The organism is Nitratireductor sp. GISD-1A_MAKvit, assembly GCF_040819555.1.
Lineage (GTDB): Bacteria > Pseudomonadota > Alphaproteobacteria > Rhizobiales > Rhizobiaceae > Nitratireductor.
Genome location: NZ_CP161920.1, coordinates 3,115,788 through 3,133,646 on the forward strand (window position 1 = coordinate 3,115,788; position 17,859 = coordinate 3,133,646).

Genomic DNA, 17,859 nt, shown 5'->3' on the forward strand with positions numbered 1-17,859 from the left:
AAAGCGGCGGTTTTTTACATCAATAAGGCGTGTCGCCACCATCGATCGTGATGGACTGACCGCGAATGATCGTCGCCGCATCCGACAACAGAAAGACAATCACACGCCCCACCTCGACCGGCTGGATGTGACGGCCAAGCTGAGCGGGAACCATCTGTTTCATCATCTCTTCCGACTTCGCCGCATCGCCGCCGACGATGAAGTCCGCCACGGTCTTGAGCATGTCGGTTGCCACGCCGCCCGGGCACACGGCATTGACGTTGATCCCGCGCGCTGCCCATTCGAGCGAGAGCGAGCGGGTGAGGTTGATCACCGCTGCCTTGGAGGCGTTGTAGCCGGCCATGTTGGGATAGCCGACCTTCCCGGCATTCGACGCGATGTTGACGATCGCACCGCCCTTTTCCATATGGCGCGCGGCTGCCTGCGAGGCGAGAAGAACGCCCTTCACATTGACCGCCATTTCGAGATCGATGTCGTCTCCGGTCAGTTTATCGGCAGGTCCGAGCCGCACCACGCCGGCATTGTTGACGAGCCCGTCCAGGCGGTCCATGCGGGAGACCACCTCGTTGAATGCGGCCTCCATGCTGTCGCTGTCCGTGACGTCGCTTGCAGCCGCCATGACATTCGGTTCGCCGCCAAGATCCCTGACGGCCGCTTCGAGTTTTGGTCCCGGCAGATCGAGCAGCGCCACGCGCCCGCCCGCCTCGATGATCGCCTGAGCGATGCCTCGGCCAATACCGCCGGCTGCCCCGGTTACCGCAATGACCTTGCCTTCTAGTGCCTTCATTTGAGCCCCATTTCCTTGCCGGAAGCCGCTTTACGAAGCGATTCCGCTTTTTGTTGTAATTGCCTGTTTTCAGATTTGAATTTCACCAGGTCGACCGGGCGCTGATGCCGCCATCGACCGTGATGTTCGTGCCGCTCACCCAGCGCGAAGCTTCCGAGAGAAGGAAGAGCGCGGCATCACCAATATCCTCCGGCTGGCCGAGCCGGCCAAGCGGTGCCGCCTCCTTCCAGCGGTTCACGCCTTCGGGCCATCCTTCCTCGATGCCGTCGCGGTGGATCAGGCCGGGCGAGACGGAGTTGACGCGAACGCCAAGCCCGCCAAGCTCCAGTGCCGCCGCCTTGGTGAACATCAAAAGCGCGGCCTTGGAGGCCGCATAATGGGCATGGCCGGGAGCCGGCTGATGCCCTTCGATGGAGGCGATGTTCACGACCGCGCCACCGCCGCCGCGCGCCTCGACATGGTCGGCAAAAGCCCGCGTCAGGAGAAACGGAGCGCCGGTGTTGATCGCCATCATCTGCGCCCAGCCCCCTTCGTCGATCTCCCGCAAGGCCTCGACGGGCTGGAAGCCGGCATTGTTGACCACGCCGTGAACAGCGCCGAATTTTTCAAGCGCCGCTTTCATGAGAGAGGCCGCACCGACTTCCTTCGACAGGTCACCGCCGGCAGCTATAGCCCGCGCGCCAAGTTCGCCGGCAAGCGCCTCGGCGGCGCCTTTGTTGCCATTGTAGTGGCACACCACATTTGCGCCCGCTTCATGCAGCCGCCGTGCAATGCCGCCACCAATGCCGCCGCTGGCGCCGGTGACGATGACCGTGCGACCGGTGAGATCAAGCAGGGATGCGACGGTTGGGATGGTTGCAGCCATGATCAGGCTCCTTTCAGATTGGGCAGAAGCTCGGCGAGGATCGCCTCGATTTTGCCACCGGCAATCTCGGCATTGGCAAACACCTCTTCGATCGTGTCGGGCTGCTGGTCCGGCCCGCCGGTTGCCTTGTTGGTGATGGCCGAAAGCCCGATGACGGGCAGCGATGCGTGGCCGGCGGCAATCACCTCGGTGACCGTCGACATGCCGACGGCATCCGAGCCGGAAGCGCGGTAATAGCGGCGCTCCGCCGAGGTTTCGAGGGACGGTCCCAGAACGCCCGCATAGATGCCCTGCCGCACGGCAATACCAGCCGCATCCGCCGCCTTCTTCGCCATGGCGAGCAGGTCTGGATCATAGGCGCGCGACATGTCGGGAAAGCGCAGGCCGATCTCATCGTCATTGGGGCCGACCAGCGGGTTCAGCCCCGTGAAGTTCATGTGATCCTCGATGAGCATCACGTCTCCGGGGTCGTAATCGGGATTGAGCGAGCCGGCGGCATTGGTCACGATCAGCGTTTCGGCACCCAGGCGCTTGAGCAGATAGACGGCAAGCGCGATGTCGCGCGGCGCCCAGCCTTCATAAAGATGCAGCCGGCCCTGCATCATGACCACGCGCTGGCCTTCCAGATTGCCGATCACGAAAGCGCCCTTGTGGCCGGGTGCGGTGGAGACCGGAAAGCCCTCGACCTCTCCGTAAGGGATCGTGACCGCATCCTCCACCCGGTCGGCAAGCTGGCCGAGCCCCGAGCCCAGCATGATGGCGATGGGTGCGGGCGCCCCTGCCCGCGTGGCGATTGATGCATGGGCGCGCTCAAGACGCGCGAGCTGGCTTTCGCTCATTTCATTCTCCCAGGGTTTTAGTGTCAGGCCACGGTGGCGGCGATGCGCGGCGCAAGCTCTGCCACTGCGTCCAGCGTGTCGTCGATCGAGTGACGGGTGAGCACGCCATCGCGCACCACCTGCTCGCCGCCGACGAACACATGGCGCACGTCGGATTTGGCGGTGGAATAAACGAGATGGGTGACGGGATCGAACATCGGCACCGCATGCGGGCGCTTCACGTCGATCAGGATCATGTCGGCGAGCCTGCCTTTTTCGAGACTGCCCAGCCTGTCGGCTGCGCCCAGCGACCGCGCGCCCGCGCGTGTCGCCATGGCCAGTGCCTGATGGGTGGAGACGGCGTCGGCCCCGCTGGCTCGCCCCCTTGTGCAGCGTGGCGGCCAGCCTCAGCGCCATCCACATGTCGAGATCATTGCCGCTGATCGCGCCATCGGTGCCAAGTGCGACATGGACACCGGCGGCCAGCATGTCGGGTATGCGGGCAATGCCGGAGGCGAGCTTCAGGTTGGACATGGGGTTGTGCGAGACGGTCGTGCCCGTCCGCGCCAGTATGGCGATTTCCTCATCGTCCAGATGAACGCAATGGGCGAGCGTGGTGCGTTCGTCGAGCAGATCCAGATGATCGAGATGGCGGACCACCGAACTGCCGTAGCGCCCTTCCACATCGGCCTGTTCGGCCTTGGTTTCCGCCGCATGCGTGCTGAAGAGCCCACCGTGTTTGTCCGTGATGTCCTTTGCCGTCTTCAGGTTTTCCGGCCCCACCGTATAGGCTCCGTGGGGCATGGTTGCCGGGAAGACATCGTCTGCACCCGCAAACGCTTCAAAGAAGGCCTCGGCGCTGGCAATGCGGTCATCGAGCGTTGCCCCGTCCACTCCCGGACCGTCGAAGAAGATGCCCCCTGTCGACACCCGCATGCCCACTTCGCGCGCGGCGCGAACCGTTTCCACCGGATACCAGAACATGTCCATCGTGCTGGTGACACCGGAAAGAAGCAGTTCGGAAAAGCCCAGAAGGCTGCCGAGATGCGAGGTATCGGGATTGAGGATCGCGCCTTCGGCGGTCCACACCTTCTGAAGCCAGGGCTCCAGCGGCAGATCCTCCACCAGGCCGCGAAACAGGCTGTCTGCGGCATGGCAATGGCTGTTGATCAGCCCCGGCATCAGGATGTGCCCGTTGCCATCGATCACATTGCGGGCTTTCTCTACCGCCTGTTCAAGCGCTGCGTTTTCTCCGACCTGCGTAATCCGGCCATTTGAGACCACAACGCCGCCATCTCGGATCACGGTTTGCGCTTCGTCGCAGGTCACGACAATGGTGTTTTTGACAACCAGATCGACGGTCATGAAGCATCTCCTCTTGCGCGTCTTGCCCGCCACCATGACAGGGCAACCAGCACGATAAGGGTCGCCAGATACGGCATCATGTCGGTGAACTGCTGGGCAAGCCCAAGACCCTGCACCCGGAAGGACAGGCTGTCGACGGCACCGAACAGGAGCGCGATGAAGAAGAGCGGCCACGGGCGGCCACGGGTCAACAGCACCGCGACAACTGCAATCCAGCCGCGCCCGGCGCTCATGTTCTCAACGAAGAGATTGACATTGGCGATGGAGAGCTGCGCCCCGCCCAGACCGCAGAGCGCGCCGCATGCAATGAGCGCCAGAAGCTGGACACGCTTTGGGCTGACACCGCCCGCCCGAAGCGCCTGAGGATTTTCACCCGCGGCGCGAATGCGCAGGCCAAGGCGGTGACGGGCGAGAAACACATGCAGGAACGGAACGCTGAGAAGCGCCAGATAGAAGGGCAGAGACTGGCCGCTCAGGATCGGGCCAAGGAGCGGCACATCTTCTATGAAGGGCAGGCGGATGGGCGAAAAGCCGGCAATCGCCGGATCGCTGAAAGCGCCCGTGACATCGAAAATGGCGCGCAGGAAGAAGGTGGTGAGACCGGCTGCCAGAAGGTTGATGGCGATGGAAACGACGATGGAATCGCCGCCGCGCCGCACATTAAACTCGGCAAAGACAACACCAAGCGCCATGCCGGCCACCATGGCCGTCAACGCGCCGATATAGGGCGTGCCGGAGAAATAGGCCCCCAGCACCGCCGCGAAAGCGCCCACGAGCAAAAAGCCTTCCAGCGCGATGTTGAAGACACCGGCCCGCTCGCACAGCGCGCCCCCAAGGGCGGCCAGAAGAATGGGCGTGACAAAGCGCGGAATGGAGGCGGCGAAGGAGGGATCGGCGATCAGCTCAAACATGGCCGTCTCCATCGTTCCTCGATGCCGTCAACGCGCCGGAAACGCGGCTTGCCACGAAAAGGATGATGACCGCCTGCACCACCAGCGCGATCTCCTTGGGAACGCCGGCCGCCCGCTCCATGCCGGCAGCCCCCGTCTGGACGGCAGCAAAGAAGAAGCCGGAGATCGGCACCGCCCACGGCACCATGCCAACCAGCAGCACCGCGATGATGCCCGTCCACGCATAGAGCGGCTGCACCAGCATGCCGTCGATATAGCGGTGGTGAATGCCGAACACGGCGATTGCACCAACCATGCCGGCAATGGCACCGCTGAGCGCCAGCGTCTGCAGTGTGAGCCTTCGCACCGGCAGGCCGACCGTGCGGGCGAAATCGGGCGAAAGACCGTTGAGCCGCGTGTGATAGCCGTGGACGGTCCAGTAGCTGTAGATCAGCGCAAAGGCTGCCGCCACGGCCGTGAAGAGAATGCCGATATCGAGCCGCGTTCCCGGGAAATAGGCAAACCAGGTTTCCTGCGGCACGAGATGCGACTGCACCATGCCCGACTGCACGTCGCGGTAAGGATGGGCCACCAGATAGGAGGCGATGTAGCGGATCGGATAGTTGAGGAGGAGCGAGCCGACAAGCAGCGGCACGCCCATGAAAAGCTGGAGCACGCCGGCAAGCAGCGCCCACAAGGCGCCGGCCAGCATGGCAGCGATGATCGCAACGACCAGCACAAGCAACGGCGGCCCCGGCATCAGAACGGCGACGAGGGCTGCCACCAGCCCGCCGGCGACAAGCTGCCCCTCGCCACCAATGTTGAACAGGCCGGCGCGAAAGCTCAGCATGACCGAAAGCGCCATGCCGACAATGAGGGCCGAGCGGCTGAGGGTCGCCATCAGATAGGCACTTCTGCGCCCACCGAACGCGCCGTTCCAGAAGCCCGAAAGAGCTTCGCCCACCGGCGCGCCGACGAAAAGCAGCAGCGCCAGAGTGATCGCGGCGATCCACAGGAAGGTGAAGAGCCATGGCAGCGCGCTGCGAGTGGCCCTGCCGGCATCGAAAGCCATCATGCCGCAGCTCCTGGGGAAGCCGCGCCCAGCGCATCGGCGGCGCGCGAGGTCATCAGGGCGCCAACACGCTCTCGGCTCGCCTCGCCGCCATCGACCTCACCGGCGATGGCGCCGTCATACATGACCAGAATGCGGTCGGACAAAGCGATCACCTCGTCGAGCTCGGTGGAGACCAGAAGAATGGCGTGACCCGCATCGCGCATGCGCATCAACTCGCCATGGATGAAATCGATGGCGCCGATATCGACGCCCCAAGTGGGATTTTCGGCAATCACCAGCGGCGTGTTGCGCGAAAGTTCGCGCCCGACGACAAGCTTCTGCTTGTTGCCGCCCGACATGGTGGAGGCGGAAGCGCGCGGACCGGCCACGCGAATGCGGTAGCGCTCGATCAGGGAGCGCGCATATTGGGCCATGGCCCCGTGTTTCAGGAACGGGCCGGCGGTGAAAGCGCCCGCATCGTCGCGGCCCGCATTCGCGTTTTCGCTGACGGAGGCGCGAAGGGCGAGCCCCATGCGCTGCCGGTCTTCGGGGATGTAACTCATGCCGGTCTGCCGGCGCGCCTCCACATCCAGTTTCTCGATTTCATTGCCGCACAGGGTGATGTTGCCGGAATGCGTTTGCTCCAGGCCTGTCAGCGCACGGATGAGCTCTGCCTGGCCATTGCCGCTGACACCGGCAATGCCGACGATCTCGCCTGCCCGCAGTTCGAACGAAACGGGACCGACATCGCGGCCGCGCCGCGCAACGGTGAGGGCTTCGACTGCGAGCACCGTTTCGCCGGGGCTGAGCGCCTTGCGGGTTCTGGCCGCCGGCAGATCGCCGCCGACAATGCCGCGGGCGATCTCGTCCTTCGAGGTTTCCGCAAGCGTCGTGGACGCGACAAGACGCCCTGCCCGCATCACGCTCACCCGGTCGGCGATTTCCATCACCTCATCGAGCTTGTGGGTGATCAGGACAATCGCCTTGCCCGCCTCGCGAAAACTCTTGAGCGTTGCGAAAAGACGGTCCTTCTCCTGCGGGGTCAGCACGGCGGTCGGCTCATCCAGAATCAGGACTTCGGCCTCGCGGTAAAGCACTTTGAGGATCTCCACCGCCTGCCGTTCGCCGACCGAGAGACGGCCGACGCGTCGGTCGAGATCGATGGCGACACCGTGGGTTTTTGCGATTTCATCAAGGCGGGAACGGGCGCGGGAGAAATCCACAAAGCCGAAGCGGCCCACCGGCTCTGCGCACAAGACGATGTTTTCCAGCACCGTCATCTCTTCCTGCAGCATGAAGTGCTGATGCACCATGCCCAACCCATGGGCGATGGCATCCTGCGGCGAAGCCCAGTGGCGCGTCTCGCCATCAAGTCTGATCGTGCCGCTTTCCGGCGTGACCAGACCGAACAGCGCGTTCATGAGGGTGGATTTTCCGGCGCCGTTTTCGCCCAGAAGCGCGTGGATTTCGCCCGGCTTGATGCCGAGCGAAACATTGTCCACGGCCGTGACCGGGCCAAAGCGGACGGTGACGTCCTGCAGGTCGATGCGCATGATGCGTGCTGCTCTGGCGCGCTTACTTGGCGAACATCGGGTCTTCGAGCGTCAGCAAGCCGTCCTCGATCTGCCCTGCAACCTCACGCATCTTGGCCGCCACCTCCGGATGATCGGCAATCAGGCAACCGCTGTCGGCCAGTTCGTCTTCCTCGAGCGCGATGGTCGACACGCCACCTTCCTTGAGGCCGAGCGCCATGGTGAGTTTCTTCTCGCCTTCGAGGATTGCACCAATGGCCTGTACCATGGCGTTGTCGACGCGCTTCAGCGTGACATCGACCACGTGGCCAGGCGCATTGGGGCACTGGTTCACGTCGACGGAATAGACGTCGAAATCCTTTTCCTTCGCCGCCTCGAAGACGCCGAAATCACCGCCCGATGTGGCCGTAAAGATCTGGTCGGCGCCGGCAGCGTTCATGGCCACGGCCTGTTCCTTGGCGCGCACCGGGTCGGCAAACGGATTTTCGCCACCCACCCAGCGAATGTCGACAGAGGCGTCGGCATTCACCGATTTGACGCCATCGGCATAGGCGTCCGTGTAGCGGTGCAGGAAGGGAATATCGAGCGCGCCGACCACGCCGACCTTGTTGCTCTGCGTCAGCATGCCGGCGGCGACACCGACGAGATAGCTCGCCTCATATTCGCGGAAGACCGCGCAGTGAACGTTATCAGGCCGGTCGTCGATGCACTGGTCGACGATCAGGAACTGCGTGTCGGGTGCGGTGGGTGCGACCTGCTTGACGATGTCGTTGAACTCGAAGCCCAGCAGCACCACGATGTCGGCGCCCTCGTTGACGGCGGCGTTGACGTTTTCAAGACGGTCGGCCGCCGTGCGGCTTTCATAGGTTTCCACATCGGCACCGTATTTCTCGCCCGCCTCTTCGATGCCCGCCTGGCCAAGCTTCAGGAACGCATTCACGCCGATCTGATCGGGAGAGACATAGACGAAGAATTTATCCGCCGCGGAAGCCGGCATTGCAAAGGCCGTTGTTGCAAGAAGTCCCGCCGCCAGCCAAGTTCTCAATCCCCTCATGACCATTACTCCCTGTTTGGTCTTTAGTCGCATGCATACTGACGCACGGACAGCTCTTTGACAATTGTCAGTCGAGTTGATCATTGTGGAAGGACGAATGAAAGAGGTCCTAAAATGTTACCGTTATGGTTTGTCGAAAACAGCAATGCGGACGAGTTCTGGACAGAGGAACGCTGTTACATCACCGAGTTGATGAACACGCCGGCTTCGCCGGAAACCTCGCTTGCGATCGCCAGGGTCGAGGCGGGAGTGACCACGCAGCTTCACCATCTCGACGGAATCTGCGAACGATATGTGATCCGCAAGGGAAGCGGCATTATCGAGATCGATGGCGAGCGCCAGACGATGCAAGCGGGCGATCAGGCGATCATCCAGCCCGGCGCGGCCCAGCGCATCACGAATACCGGTCCGGGCGAGCTGGAGTTTTACTGCCTCTGCACGCCCCGGTTTCGCCCCGAAACCTATGTCAATCTCGAAGAATAAGAAAACAGCCGGCCACTCGGCCAGCCGGAGTTTAACGCGATGCCTTCTCGCGCGCGCGCCGGCGCGCAAAGAGGCTCACGATTGCATTTCTCGGATCTTGTAGGCGACCTCGGTTCTGTTGGTCGCATTGAGCTTCTTCATGATGTTTCGAATGTGCACTTTCACGGTGCTTTCGCACAGTTGAAGCTCATAGGCGATGATCTTGTTGGCCTTGCCGCGCCGAAGCGCCTCTGCAACCTCGGCCTCACGCGCCGTGAAGAGATTCCCGAGACCGACGACACGGCTGCTGTTGGAATTGATCACGTCGCGCATTGCCAGGACACCGCTGGCCGGTACGAACACGCCACCGGCTCTCGCCAGAAGGATGGCCTCCGCAGCCACGCCGACTCCCACATTGCTTGGAATATATCCCCTGGCGCCGGCCTCCAGCGCCTTGAGTATCTGCCCCAGATCATCCGTGTCGGCAATGACGACAACCGGGTGCTGGCTGAACTCCTCGGCCAGAGCGTGAATTTCAGCGCAGATTCCCTGATCGGTGATCTTGCGGCTACCGGCGATCAGAAGGACGGCTTCGGGCTCCCTCCCGTCGGCAATCCTGTGCCACTCTTCGGCAGAACCGACCGCGATGATTTCAAGAGAAGAATTCTGGGTTTCGAGACTTCGTGCCAGACACTCGCGGTCCAGCACCCTTGGGTCGATCAAGAGAACGATTTCACGCTCAGCATCATTTTCGATCGTCTCCCAGTCCTCATTGCCTGATACGGCCAGCGCGCCTTCGGCTGGATCCACCATGGTGCGCAGATTGCTGTCGTGACCTAATTTTGCCTGTTCCACAACACATGCTCCCCAACTCTTACACAAGTCGAACCTAGTGATATGGAAGAAACGCGTGCTTGTTTGTTATGTACGCCCCTACCCGCCCGCCGATTGCACAAACGGCGGAATGCCTCAATACAAGAGGCCCCAACAGGACTATCACTTGGAAATTTATTATCCTCACATTTAAGGATAATTTGCATTAACATGGATCATGTCGGAGCAATGATAATCCAAAATGATTACAACTGGAGAGTATTCGTTACAGATTGCGTATGTCGTGAAAACCTATTTCAAGTTGATAAATCTACTTGAAATGGATCGCGCCAAGCACCCATCAGGTCTTCCAAATCCAATGAATTCAAGGATTTGAAAAGCCCCCCCTTCCTCAATGTGACACGACAGCCTCCGGTCCCACGCCGGCAAGCATCCCAGGTCCGTGAAGCCCAAACATTTTCAAGATTATTGTCGTTACTTCGAAATAGTTATGTGTGTACCGGCTTGGCAAGAGCCAGATACGAGCTGTCGAACCCGGTTGCTTCAATCAGCCCGGGTCGGTTTTGAAAGGCCACCACCCCGCCGCGGAAAGTCACGTAGCCGCCCTCCCGCAGTTTTCTCAGCACTCGATTGACATGCACCACCGAAAGACCAAGCGCATCGCTCAGATCAATCTGGGTGAGCGGACAGGCAAAGGAGTTCGCTCCGTCTTCCTGGTGACCGCCAACCCGGAATGACAGTTCAAGCAGCAGATTGGCAACGCGCTCGAAGGCACCCCGCCGGCTGATGTTGACGAAATGCTCGGCCACGCGCGCGTATCGCCGCGCCATTCCCTTGAGAATGAATTCCCGGACATGGCGGGGATAGGTCGACAGGTTCTCGTAAATCGCTCCGGGCAACTCGAAAACGGTAACCGCCGACAGAGCCCGCACCTCTTCCCTCGCCCACTCTGTGCTCCCGACGGTGATGATGTCACCCGTCAGGGAAAAGTCGATCACGGTACGCGTCCCGTCTTCCAGTTCCTTACCGTTGGAAACCCAGCCCGAAACCACCAGCATGACAACGCGTTTCTGTCCATCCATGTCCGCGATGGTGTCACCACTGGCATAGATGCGCTTGCGCAAGCCGGTGTGGTTTGTCTTGCCTGCATCATGTCCAAACAAACCACGAGCCGTCTCAGCTTCGAGATAGTGCAGGATTTCCCTGTAATTTTCGGTAAGCGGAACCGACATGCTACCCCGCTATTCGCGCTTTCGGTACTGGGAAACACGCGGATATTGCATTTGCATCAGACTTTGCATCAGACATGGAACGCCCTCTTCTGAATCGGCTGTCAGACAGGATCCGGCCTCTCTCGCAACCCGCCCCCGGCGCACCATACCTCAACCGATTGACGCTAATCGCCACGAACCAGGGGTACACGAGCCAATCTGTCGGTATGTTATCCGCCATAAGCAAACCACCGCAACATCGGTGTTGCATGTCTTCCATTCATCTCCCCTGACTTTCGGCTCGAAGCATCATGCGGGTTGTCCATTGCGCTCCTCAATTCTCACACTCAGGCTGTCGGCCAGCCGGACAATGGAGCCGGCAGCGGCTTGCATGCACTGTCGGCGCCGTTCACTGTCGAGCCCGGTTTCGACCGCAGCGAGAACGCACTCTCGGATATCGCGCACGCTTCCTGTGTGCGCGGAAACGAAAAAGGGTTCACGCCCGACCAGGCGAAAGAACGATTCCACTTTCTGATCCCAGCCTATGCCCACGGGCGGAACATTGAGCGCATAGGCCGAAATACAGGCGTGCAGCCGATGACCGGCCATGGCATCGAGACTGCTGACAAGTGCGACCAGCTCGCGGGGAGCAACCGGCCTCGGCGCAAACGTGCACCGCCCCGGATTCCGGGAGGCAAAGGCCGACATCCGGTGCCGGATGCGATCCAGAAAGGAAGCATCTTCCACCGCACCATTGGTGAAGAACAAAACATCACAGCCCGCATCCACAAGCCCTTCTGCCAGAGCGCGGTATCCATCCATCGTGCCAAGCAGATGTCCTCTCCCGGCCCCGCCCCCGTGTCGCTGCAGGACCAGGGGATGCGTGACACAAAGCCCGACCACCGGACGCTCCCGATGCCTCCCCCGATGCGCACGCCCTGCCAGTGTGAGCGCGGGATCGGGGGCAATCGAGGCCTCGGGGCCCTCGCTGAAATGCATTCTCCAATTGTGCATCGCACCATCGTCCCGTACCGAGACATGAAAGACGTCGCAGGCTTGCAGCCGCCCGAACAGGTTGGCAGCCCGCCGCGACCAGGCGCGGCTGACACCGACCGCAAAAATGCCGACAGGACGTTGTTCCTCCCGGCACAGTTCCAGGACCTGCGCGATCTTCAACGGGAAGTTCAGATCATCATCCTGGAAGAGATTGCCGCCTCCGATAATCACCGCATCGGCCCGGGAGATCTTGCGCCGCCAGAGAGTGCGAAGCACTGCCAGTCTCGATCCGATCGCGCGCTCCACCACCATCCGGCGGATGGGCGGAGGCATGGTCTGCAGTAGGCGCAAGGCTTGCGAACGACGGGCATCCTGAGCCCCGTAGGCCGTGCGACCTGCCAGATCCACGGTTTCGATCCGAGCACCCGGCAGCGCGATCCCCAGTTGTCGTTCAAGGCATTCGGCCAGAATTCCGTCCCCCAGATTGGGGCTGTATCGAACATTGAAGATGACGATCTTCATTGCACCGCCCCCACTCCCACCGGCGAGAAACGTTTTCTCTCAGCAGCACCTTGACGCAGTGCGGCAGCGCTGCCCGACAGAACGAAAAAGAGAAGTCCCAGATCGTAGACCGTTCCTGAAATCATCGCTTCGCACAGCCCCGCGAACACACCCGCCTTGGCCGCCCGCATCGTCGTGTGCTCCAGAACCCCGCCGGTGCTTTTCATCATCAGCGTGTTTCCGACAAAAAGGGTGAACAGCAGAGTGCCGATCAATCCGACATTGGACAGAAGCACGAGCGCATAGCTCGAGGCGCGTGCGCTACCCAGCCCCGCTCCCCATCCCCACGTATCCAGAAAGACCTGAAAAGCCACAGCATTCCATTGCATGCGCTCACGCGCAGAGTGGCTGTTGATCTTTGAATAAAGCGTCTCATCCAGAAACGCCTGCACGGACCTGGCAAATTCGGGCATCAGCACGAGGACCAGCGTGACGCACAGCGGCACGGCAAGAAGTGCCAGCGCAATGGCGGCAGGCAGACCGGTGGCATGCTTTCCATAGGTCGCCGGCAGTGCCCGCCAGAACAGAAAGACCATCACCATGGCAAGGCTGAGCAGCGCCGTCGTGGAGGTTGACAGAAGGAGCGCCAGAAAAAGCAGACAGGCAATCAGGCCGGTTGCCATCCTGCGCATACGGTCGATCCAGAGGCTGGCCGTGAAGGCAAACAGAACGATGGTGAAGCCGGCAAAGGCCGAGGCTTCGGGAAACGTACCGGATATCCGTTTGAACCCAGCCTTCTCAGACCCGGTCAAGAGGGCATAATTGGCGGTGCGAATGAAATCCAGAAAATGAGCCGTACCGGTTCGATACGTCACCACGTCGAGAAGCGCAAAGACGAGATTGACGACGCCAAGAAACAGCATCGCGTTGACCACGTCGCGCGCGGTGCCACCGCATTTGAGATAGGCATAGGTGAAAGCAAAGCAGAAGAGCCCCCCCAGCGCATAGATCGTCTGGGTGATGTTGTTGCTGGAGAATGACAATGGCGTGAGATCGATGATGCGATGGCCGACGGAGGATCGCAGCACGATCATCGTTTCCGTCACGCCCTCCATCAGACGGGGCAGAAAAAGAGCCGAAAACACCCCATAAACCGTGAGCAGCAGCAACCAGATGCCGGGTGATGCCGAAGACACCGCCGAAAAAACAGGCTTCTCGCCAAACGCCATGAATAAACGCAGGCAATAAAAGGCGAGCAGGAGACTGGGAACGAGAATCGAAGCACCGCCGAGACCTGGCACTGCAAATGCGGCTGCAGCGCCAAAAAGTGTCGAGACAACGATGACATAAAAGGCCAGCCGAGGCGGTGACACAAGCACGACCGCCCCCAGAATCAACGATAAAAAACCCAGCAACTCGATGCGCATGATGCGCCTCGCCCTTTAGCCGCAGAGACGGCACAAACCCGGCTAATGATACCACGCAAGCGGCGGAGCGTCCCGCTTTGCCGGTTACCACTTATGGCCAGTGGGGCGGCATTTGGCTGAGTACCTGGAAAAAGCAGGGCAATGCTACGCTTCCTGACAGGAGGTATCTGCCGTGTCATTCGCCACAGGAAAACCGCCTCATCTGTCACGCCGGCGCGCACTCGTCGGCGGCGCGGCGGTTTTGGCCATGTCTCTTGTCACTGCATTTGTGCCCGGCTCATCCCTCGCCGGGGATCAACTCCCAACCCAGTCTGACATGTTGAATGTGGAGACAATGGAAATCTCCTTCAACGAGGATTTCGCCACGCTCGACGTCTCTGCCTGGGGACCCGGCACGCGCTGGATCGCGCACACGCCCTGGGCAGGAGACTTCGGCGGTGCGCGCTTTGCCAATCCCGATGAGCGCTCTCCTTTCAGGATCGTGGACGGCAAGCTTCACATTGAGGCGAAACGCGACCCGGAAGGCGACTGGCAATCGGGACTGCTTGCCTCGGTGGACGCGGATGGCAACGGGTTCTCGCAGCAGTATGGCTATTTCGAAATGCGTGCCCGATTGCCCGAGGGGCCGGGAGTCTGGCCGGCATTCTGGCTTATCGGCAGGGATCGCTCGAAGGCCACGGCCGAAATCGACGTGATCGAGTTCTATGGCGACAAACCCGAGGGCTATTCCTCCGTGGTCCATGTCTGGCATCGCGACGGGCGCCACTACTCCCGCTTTCATCGCAACGCGGTCTTCGTCGAAGCACGCCCTGGTGCGTTTCACACCTATGGCGTGAAAGTGGATCCGGGCTGGATCCGTTTTTACTTCAACCGTGAATTCGTCTGGAAGACCGAGACACAGCCCGAACACAGGCAACCGCTCTACATCCTGCTCAACCTGGCTCTGGTCGACGGGCCCACAAAAGACGACACTCCGGACCCCTCGCACATGATCGTCGACTATGTGCGGGCCTACCGCCTCGACCGAGATCTCTAATGCTTTGGGATAGGCACTGTCCTTCGCCCGCCCCTTACCCCACCGAATGGTCTATCCGCGTGAAAGCACCAGGCATCCCCCCGGTCCGCACATCATCCAGATGGCCATCTGTCTCTTTGTCGGTGGGCGTGAAATCCTTCTCTTCGAAGGCATGAGAACCAATTCTTTCCTGCGCCTCCCCTATAATCAGAGAGCGTTTTCGGATGCTTGAAACATAGGCGCGGGCTTTTTCGGGCGGGGCGTCTACATGCATCACAATCAGCAACACGCCGAGCGATCCGGCCACATTGGCGCCGGCACCGCCACACGGCCAGCGGCGCGGCGCGCCTATGACCGCGACGTGGCAGTGCATCACATCGTCGCCGGGATCGCCGGCACCAGACCCGACGCAACGGCCATCTCGTTCGACGGTGTGGAGATGACGTATGGCACACTCGAGCGAACGACCTCGGAACTCGCCGCGCGTCTCATCGCCATGGGAGTGCGCAAGGGGGACATTGTCGGCCTTCTTCTGCCGCGCGCTCTGAAAACGCTGATCGCCAAGCTGGCGGTCCTGAAGGCAGGGGCGGCCTATGCCCCCTTCGACCCCGCCTATCCGGTGGAGCATCTCTCCTACATGACCCGGGACTGTGCGCCGCGTGCACTCATGACAGACCGCGAAAGCGCCTCGCTCGCAGCCGGTCTGCCGGTGGCGACTGATCGGCTTGTCGACATAGACCTGGCGCTTGCCACTCAGACCGGTGGGGAGACGGCTGCGGCGTTTCCGTCCGTTGGCGGCGGCGATGCCGCCTATGTGATGTACACGTCTGGTTCAACGGGGCGTCCAAAGGGTGTGGTCATTCCGCACCGCGGCATCCAGCGGCTTGTATGCGACCAGAATTTTGTCGACTTCCGCCCGGATGACGTGGTGCTGCATACGGCGACAATCTCCTTCGATGCCGCCACATTCGAGATCTGGGGCGCGCTTTTGAACGGGGCGCGGCTGGCTGGCATCGGCGACCGCACGCTCTCCATGCCGCGCATTGCCGAAACGATCGGAAAGGAGCGCGTCTCGGTGATGCTGCTCACCACCGGGCTCTTCAACCTCCTGGTCGATCATTCCGGCGGCAAGCTCAACTCGCTGCGGCATGTCCTCTTCGGAGGTGAAGTGGCATCCGCCGATCATGCGCGGAGATTTCTCGCCGCTCATCCGACATGCCGCCTGACCAATGCCTATGGGCCGACGGAAGTCACCGTCATTGCCTCGACCTTCGACATTCCGGCCGACCTGCAGGACGACACGGTGCCCATCGGTTATTCCATCGCCAATAACGGTCTTCACATTCTCGGTGATGATCTCAGCGAGCTTCCGCCAGGGCGGGAAGGCCAGCTTGCGGTTTCCGGCGACGGGCTCGCCATCGGCTATCTGAACCGCCCGGAGCTGACGCAGGAACGCTTCGTCACAATCACCGCAAAGAATGGCGAGAGCCTGCGCTGCTATCTGACGGGCGACATGGCGGTGATGGACCCTGACGGGCTCCTGCATTTTCGCGGCCGCCGCGACCGGCAGGTGAAAATCGACGGCAAACGTATCGAGCTCGATGAGATCGAGACCGCGCTGCGTCGTGACAGCCATCTGGCCGATGCGGTGGTCGAGTGTCATCAGGCCGGATCGGCAAGGCGGCTGATCGCCTATCTTCGCCCGCACACGATGAACGGGCATGACGAAGGGGACTTCGCCGCCGCCGTTCTCGGGCGGCTGAAGGGCGTATTGCCGGCGCATATGGTGCCGGGGCGGGCCATCGTTCTGCAGGAATTCCCCATGAACCGTGCCGGGAAGGTTGACCGCTCCCGCCTGCCGGCTCCGAGCGAAGCACAGGCGCCAGAGGCAGCGCCGGCAGAAGGAATGGAAGCCCTCATCGCGCGGCACTGGCGCCGGGTGCTCGGTACCGAAAATTTCGGCCCGGATCAGAACTTTTTCGACCTCGGCGGGACATCCATGCAGCTCATGCGCGTGCATGCGGCGCTTGAAGAGGAGCTTGGCCGCAGCATCGATGTGGTGAGCGTATTCCAACACCCGAAGATCCGCAGTCTGGCGGCCTTCCTCGAGAAAGCGCCGGACAGTCTCCAGAAGACCGCCGCAACACAAAGCCGCGCCGCTCGGCAGAGAGAGGTCATGTCACAATTCCGCCGGAGCAGACGATGAACGAGCGCATCCCGATGACTCCCGGGCCGATGGAACCCGTAACGGAACTGGATGAGGGCATCGGCAGCGTTGCCATCATCGGCATGGCCGGGCGCTTTCCCGGTGCGCCCTCGGTCGATGCGCTGTGGCAGATGGTGCGCGAGGGACGTCACGCCTTCCGCACCTTTGCAGCCGACGAAATCGAGGACGCTTATGACGAGGCGACGCGCGCCTCGCCAGACTATGTGCCCTCCCGCCCCTGTCTGGACGATGTGGGCATGTTCGATGCGGAATTCTTCGGCATGTATCCGCGCGAAGCGGCGGTGCTCGACCCGCAGTTCCGGCTGTTTCTGGAAATCTGCTGGGAAGCGCTGGAAAGTGCGGGCTGCGATCCCTTTGGCGCGAAACAGTCGATCGGCGTTTTCGCGGGCTCGGCAATGAGCACCTATCTCATCAACAACATCCTGTCCGACCGGAAAAAGGCCGAATCCTTCACCTCCGGCTATCAGGTCGACATGTTCAACGAACTGGTCGGCGCCATCAACGACACGCTGGCGACGCGTGTTGCCTACAAGCTCGACCTGAAAGGGCCGGCCTTCACCATCCAGTCGGCCTGTTCCACATCGCTTCTGGCCGTGACGCAGGCCTGCCAGAACCTTCTGACCTATGGCTGCGACATGGCGCTGGCCGGCGGTGTGTCGATCTCGGTGCCGCAGAAACGCGGCTACATCCACATGGAAGGCGGCATGGTTTCGCCGGACGGTTTCTGCCGGCCCTTCGATGCGCAGGCAGGCGGCACGGTTTTCGGCAGCGGCGCCGGCGTGGTGCTTCTCAAGCGGCTTGAAGACGCCATCGAGGATGGC

General features: G+C 61.5%; 15 protein-coding genes and 2 pseudogenes. 4 read left to right on the forward strand and 13 right to left on the reverse strand.

Going from position 1 to position 17,859, the window contains the following annotated elements:
• Positions 1 to 19: 19 nt before the first annotated feature.
• The 9 genes and pseudogenes from AB2N04_RS16330 to AB2N04_RS16370 all read right to left on the reverse strand — a co-directional run bounded on the left by AB2N04_RS16330 (position 20) and on the right by AB2N04_RS16370 (position 8,365).
• Positions 20 to 787, reverse strand: a complete 768-nt coding sequence (locus tag AB2N04_RS16330) for an SDR family NAD(P)-dependent oxidoreductase (RefSeq protein WP_367715570.1) — start codon at positions 785 to 787, stop codon at positions 20 to 22.
• Positions 788 to 869: 82 nt separating this feature from the next.
• Positions 870 to 1,652, reverse strand: coding sequence for an SDR family NAD(P)-dependent oxidoreductase (locus tag AB2N04_RS16335; RefSeq protein WP_367715572.1), 783 nt, complete (start codon positions 1,650 to 1,652; stop codon positions 870 to 872).
• Between the two features lie 2 nt (positions 1,653 to 1,654).
• On the reverse strand, positions 1,655 to 2,491 hold the full coding sequence (locus AB2N04_RS16340) for a purine-nucleoside phosphorylase (protein ID WP_367718839.1): 837 nt from the start codon (positions 2,489 to 2,491) through the stop codon (positions 1,655 to 1,657).
• Positions 2,492 to 2,514: 23 nt separating this feature from the next.
• A complete protein-coding gene (locus tag AB2N04_RS16345) occupies positions 2,515 to 2,805 on the reverse strand; it encodes an amidohydrolase family protein (protein WP_367718840.1) in 291 nt (96 codons plus the stop codon).
• A 97-nt stretch (positions 2,806 to 2,902) separates the two neighbouring features.
• Positions 2,903 to 3,871 (reverse strand): annotated as a pseudogene (locus AB2N04_RS16350) (amidohydrolase family protein); the annotation flags it as partial.
• Positions 3,832 to 4,746: an ABC transporter permease gene (locus tag AB2N04_RS16355; protein WP_367715574.1), complete on the reverse strand. Its 915-nt coding sequence runs from the start codon at positions 4,744 to 4,746 to the stop codon at positions 3,832 to 3,834. The gene AB2N04_RS16355 and the pseudogene AB2N04_RS16350, both read right to left, overlap by 40 nt.
• The gene (locus tag AB2N04_RS16360) at positions 4,739 to 5,800 is read right to left on the reverse strand and encodes an ABC transporter permease (RefSeq protein ID WP_367715576.1); all 1,062 of its coding nucleotides are present in this window, start codon (positions 5,798 to 5,800) and stop codon (positions 4,739 to 4,741) included. Before AB2N04_RS16360 ends, AB2N04_RS16355 begins: the two co-directional genes overlap by 8 nt.
• The gene (locus tag AB2N04_RS16365; RefSeq protein WP_367715578.1) at positions 5,797 to 7,332 is read right to left on the reverse strand and encodes an ABC transporter ATP-binding protein; all 1,536 of its coding nucleotides are present in this window, start codon (positions 7,330 to 7,332) and stop codon (positions 5,797 to 5,799) included. Before AB2N04_RS16365 ends, AB2N04_RS16360 begins: the two co-directional genes overlap by 4 nt.
• A gap of 22 nt (positions 7,333 to 7,354) precedes the next feature.
• A complete protein-coding gene (locus AB2N04_RS16370; protein ID WP_367715580.1) occupies positions 7,355 to 8,365 on the reverse strand; it encodes a BMP family ABC transporter substrate-binding protein in 1,011 nt (336 codons plus the stop codon).
• A gap of 114 nt (positions 8,366 to 8,479) precedes the next feature.
• Between AB2N04_RS16370 and AB2N04_RS16375 the strand changes: the two genes are divergently transcribed.
• Positions 8,480 to 8,848: a cupin domain-containing protein gene (locus tag AB2N04_RS16375; protein ID WP_367715582.1), complete on the forward strand. Its 369-nt coding sequence runs from the start codon at positions 8,480 to 8,482 to the stop codon at positions 8,846 to 8,848.
• 75 nt (positions 8,849 to 8,923) lie between these two features.
• Here AB2N04_RS16375 and AB2N04_RS16380 read toward each other — a convergent pair whose 3' ends face one another.
• The 4 genes from AB2N04_RS16380 to AB2N04_RS16395 form a co-directional block, all read right to left on the reverse strand.
• Positions 8,924 to 9,682 carry a LuxR C-terminal-related transcriptional regulator gene (locus AB2N04_RS16380; RefSeq protein WP_367715583.1) on the reverse strand — a complete coding sequence of 253 codons (759 nt, stop codon included), beginning with the start codon at positions 9,680 to 9,682 and terminating at the stop codon, positions 8,924 to 8,926.
• A gap of 467 nt (positions 9,683 to 10,149) precedes the next feature.
• Positions 10,150 to 10,893, reverse strand: coding sequence for a Crp/Fnr family transcriptional regulator (locus AB2N04_RS16385; RefSeq protein ID WP_367715585.1), 744 nt, complete (start codon positions 10,891 to 10,893; stop codon positions 10,150 to 10,152).
• A gap of 288 nt (positions 10,894 to 11,181) precedes the next feature.
• Positions 11,182 to 12,390, reverse strand: a complete 1,209-nt coding sequence (locus tag AB2N04_RS16390) for a polysaccharide pyruvyl transferase family protein (RefSeq protein ID WP_367715587.1) — start codon at positions 12,388 to 12,390, stop codon at positions 11,182 to 11,184.
• Positions 12,387 to 13,796 carry a hypothetical protein gene (locus AB2N04_RS16395; protein WP_367715589.1) on the reverse strand — a complete coding sequence of 470 codons (1,410 nt, stop codon included), beginning with the start codon at positions 13,794 to 13,796 and terminating at the stop codon, positions 12,387 to 12,389. The genes AB2N04_RS16390 and AB2N04_RS16395 overlap by 4 nt, the downstream gene beginning before the upstream one ends.
• 172 nt (positions 13,797 to 13,968) lie before the next feature.
• Here AB2N04_RS16395 and AB2N04_RS16400 point away from each other — a divergent pair, with 172 nt between their 5' ends.
• The 3 genes and pseudogenes from AB2N04_RS16400 to AB2N04_RS16410 form a co-directional block, all read left to right on the forward strand.
• Complete coding sequence (locus AB2N04_RS16400; protein ID WP_367715591.1) at positions 13,969 to 14,832, forward strand: glycoside hydrolase family 16 protein; 864 nt, start codon at positions 13,969 to 13,971, stop codon at positions 14,830 to 14,832.
• 247 nt (positions 14,833 to 15,079) lie between these two features.
• The gene (locus AB2N04_RS16405; protein ID WP_367715593.1) at positions 15,080 to 17,017 is read left to right on the forward strand and encodes an amino acid adenylation domain-containing protein; all 1,938 of its coding nucleotides are present in this window, start codon (positions 15,080 to 15,082) and stop codon (positions 17,015 to 17,017) included.
• Positions 17,018 to 17,100: 83 nt separating this feature from the next.
• Positions 17,101 to 17,787: pseudogene (locus AB2N04_RS16410) on the forward strand (beta-ketoacyl synthase N-terminal-like domain-containing protein); the annotation flags it as partial.
• Positions 17,788 to 17,859 lie beyond the last annotated feature (72 nt).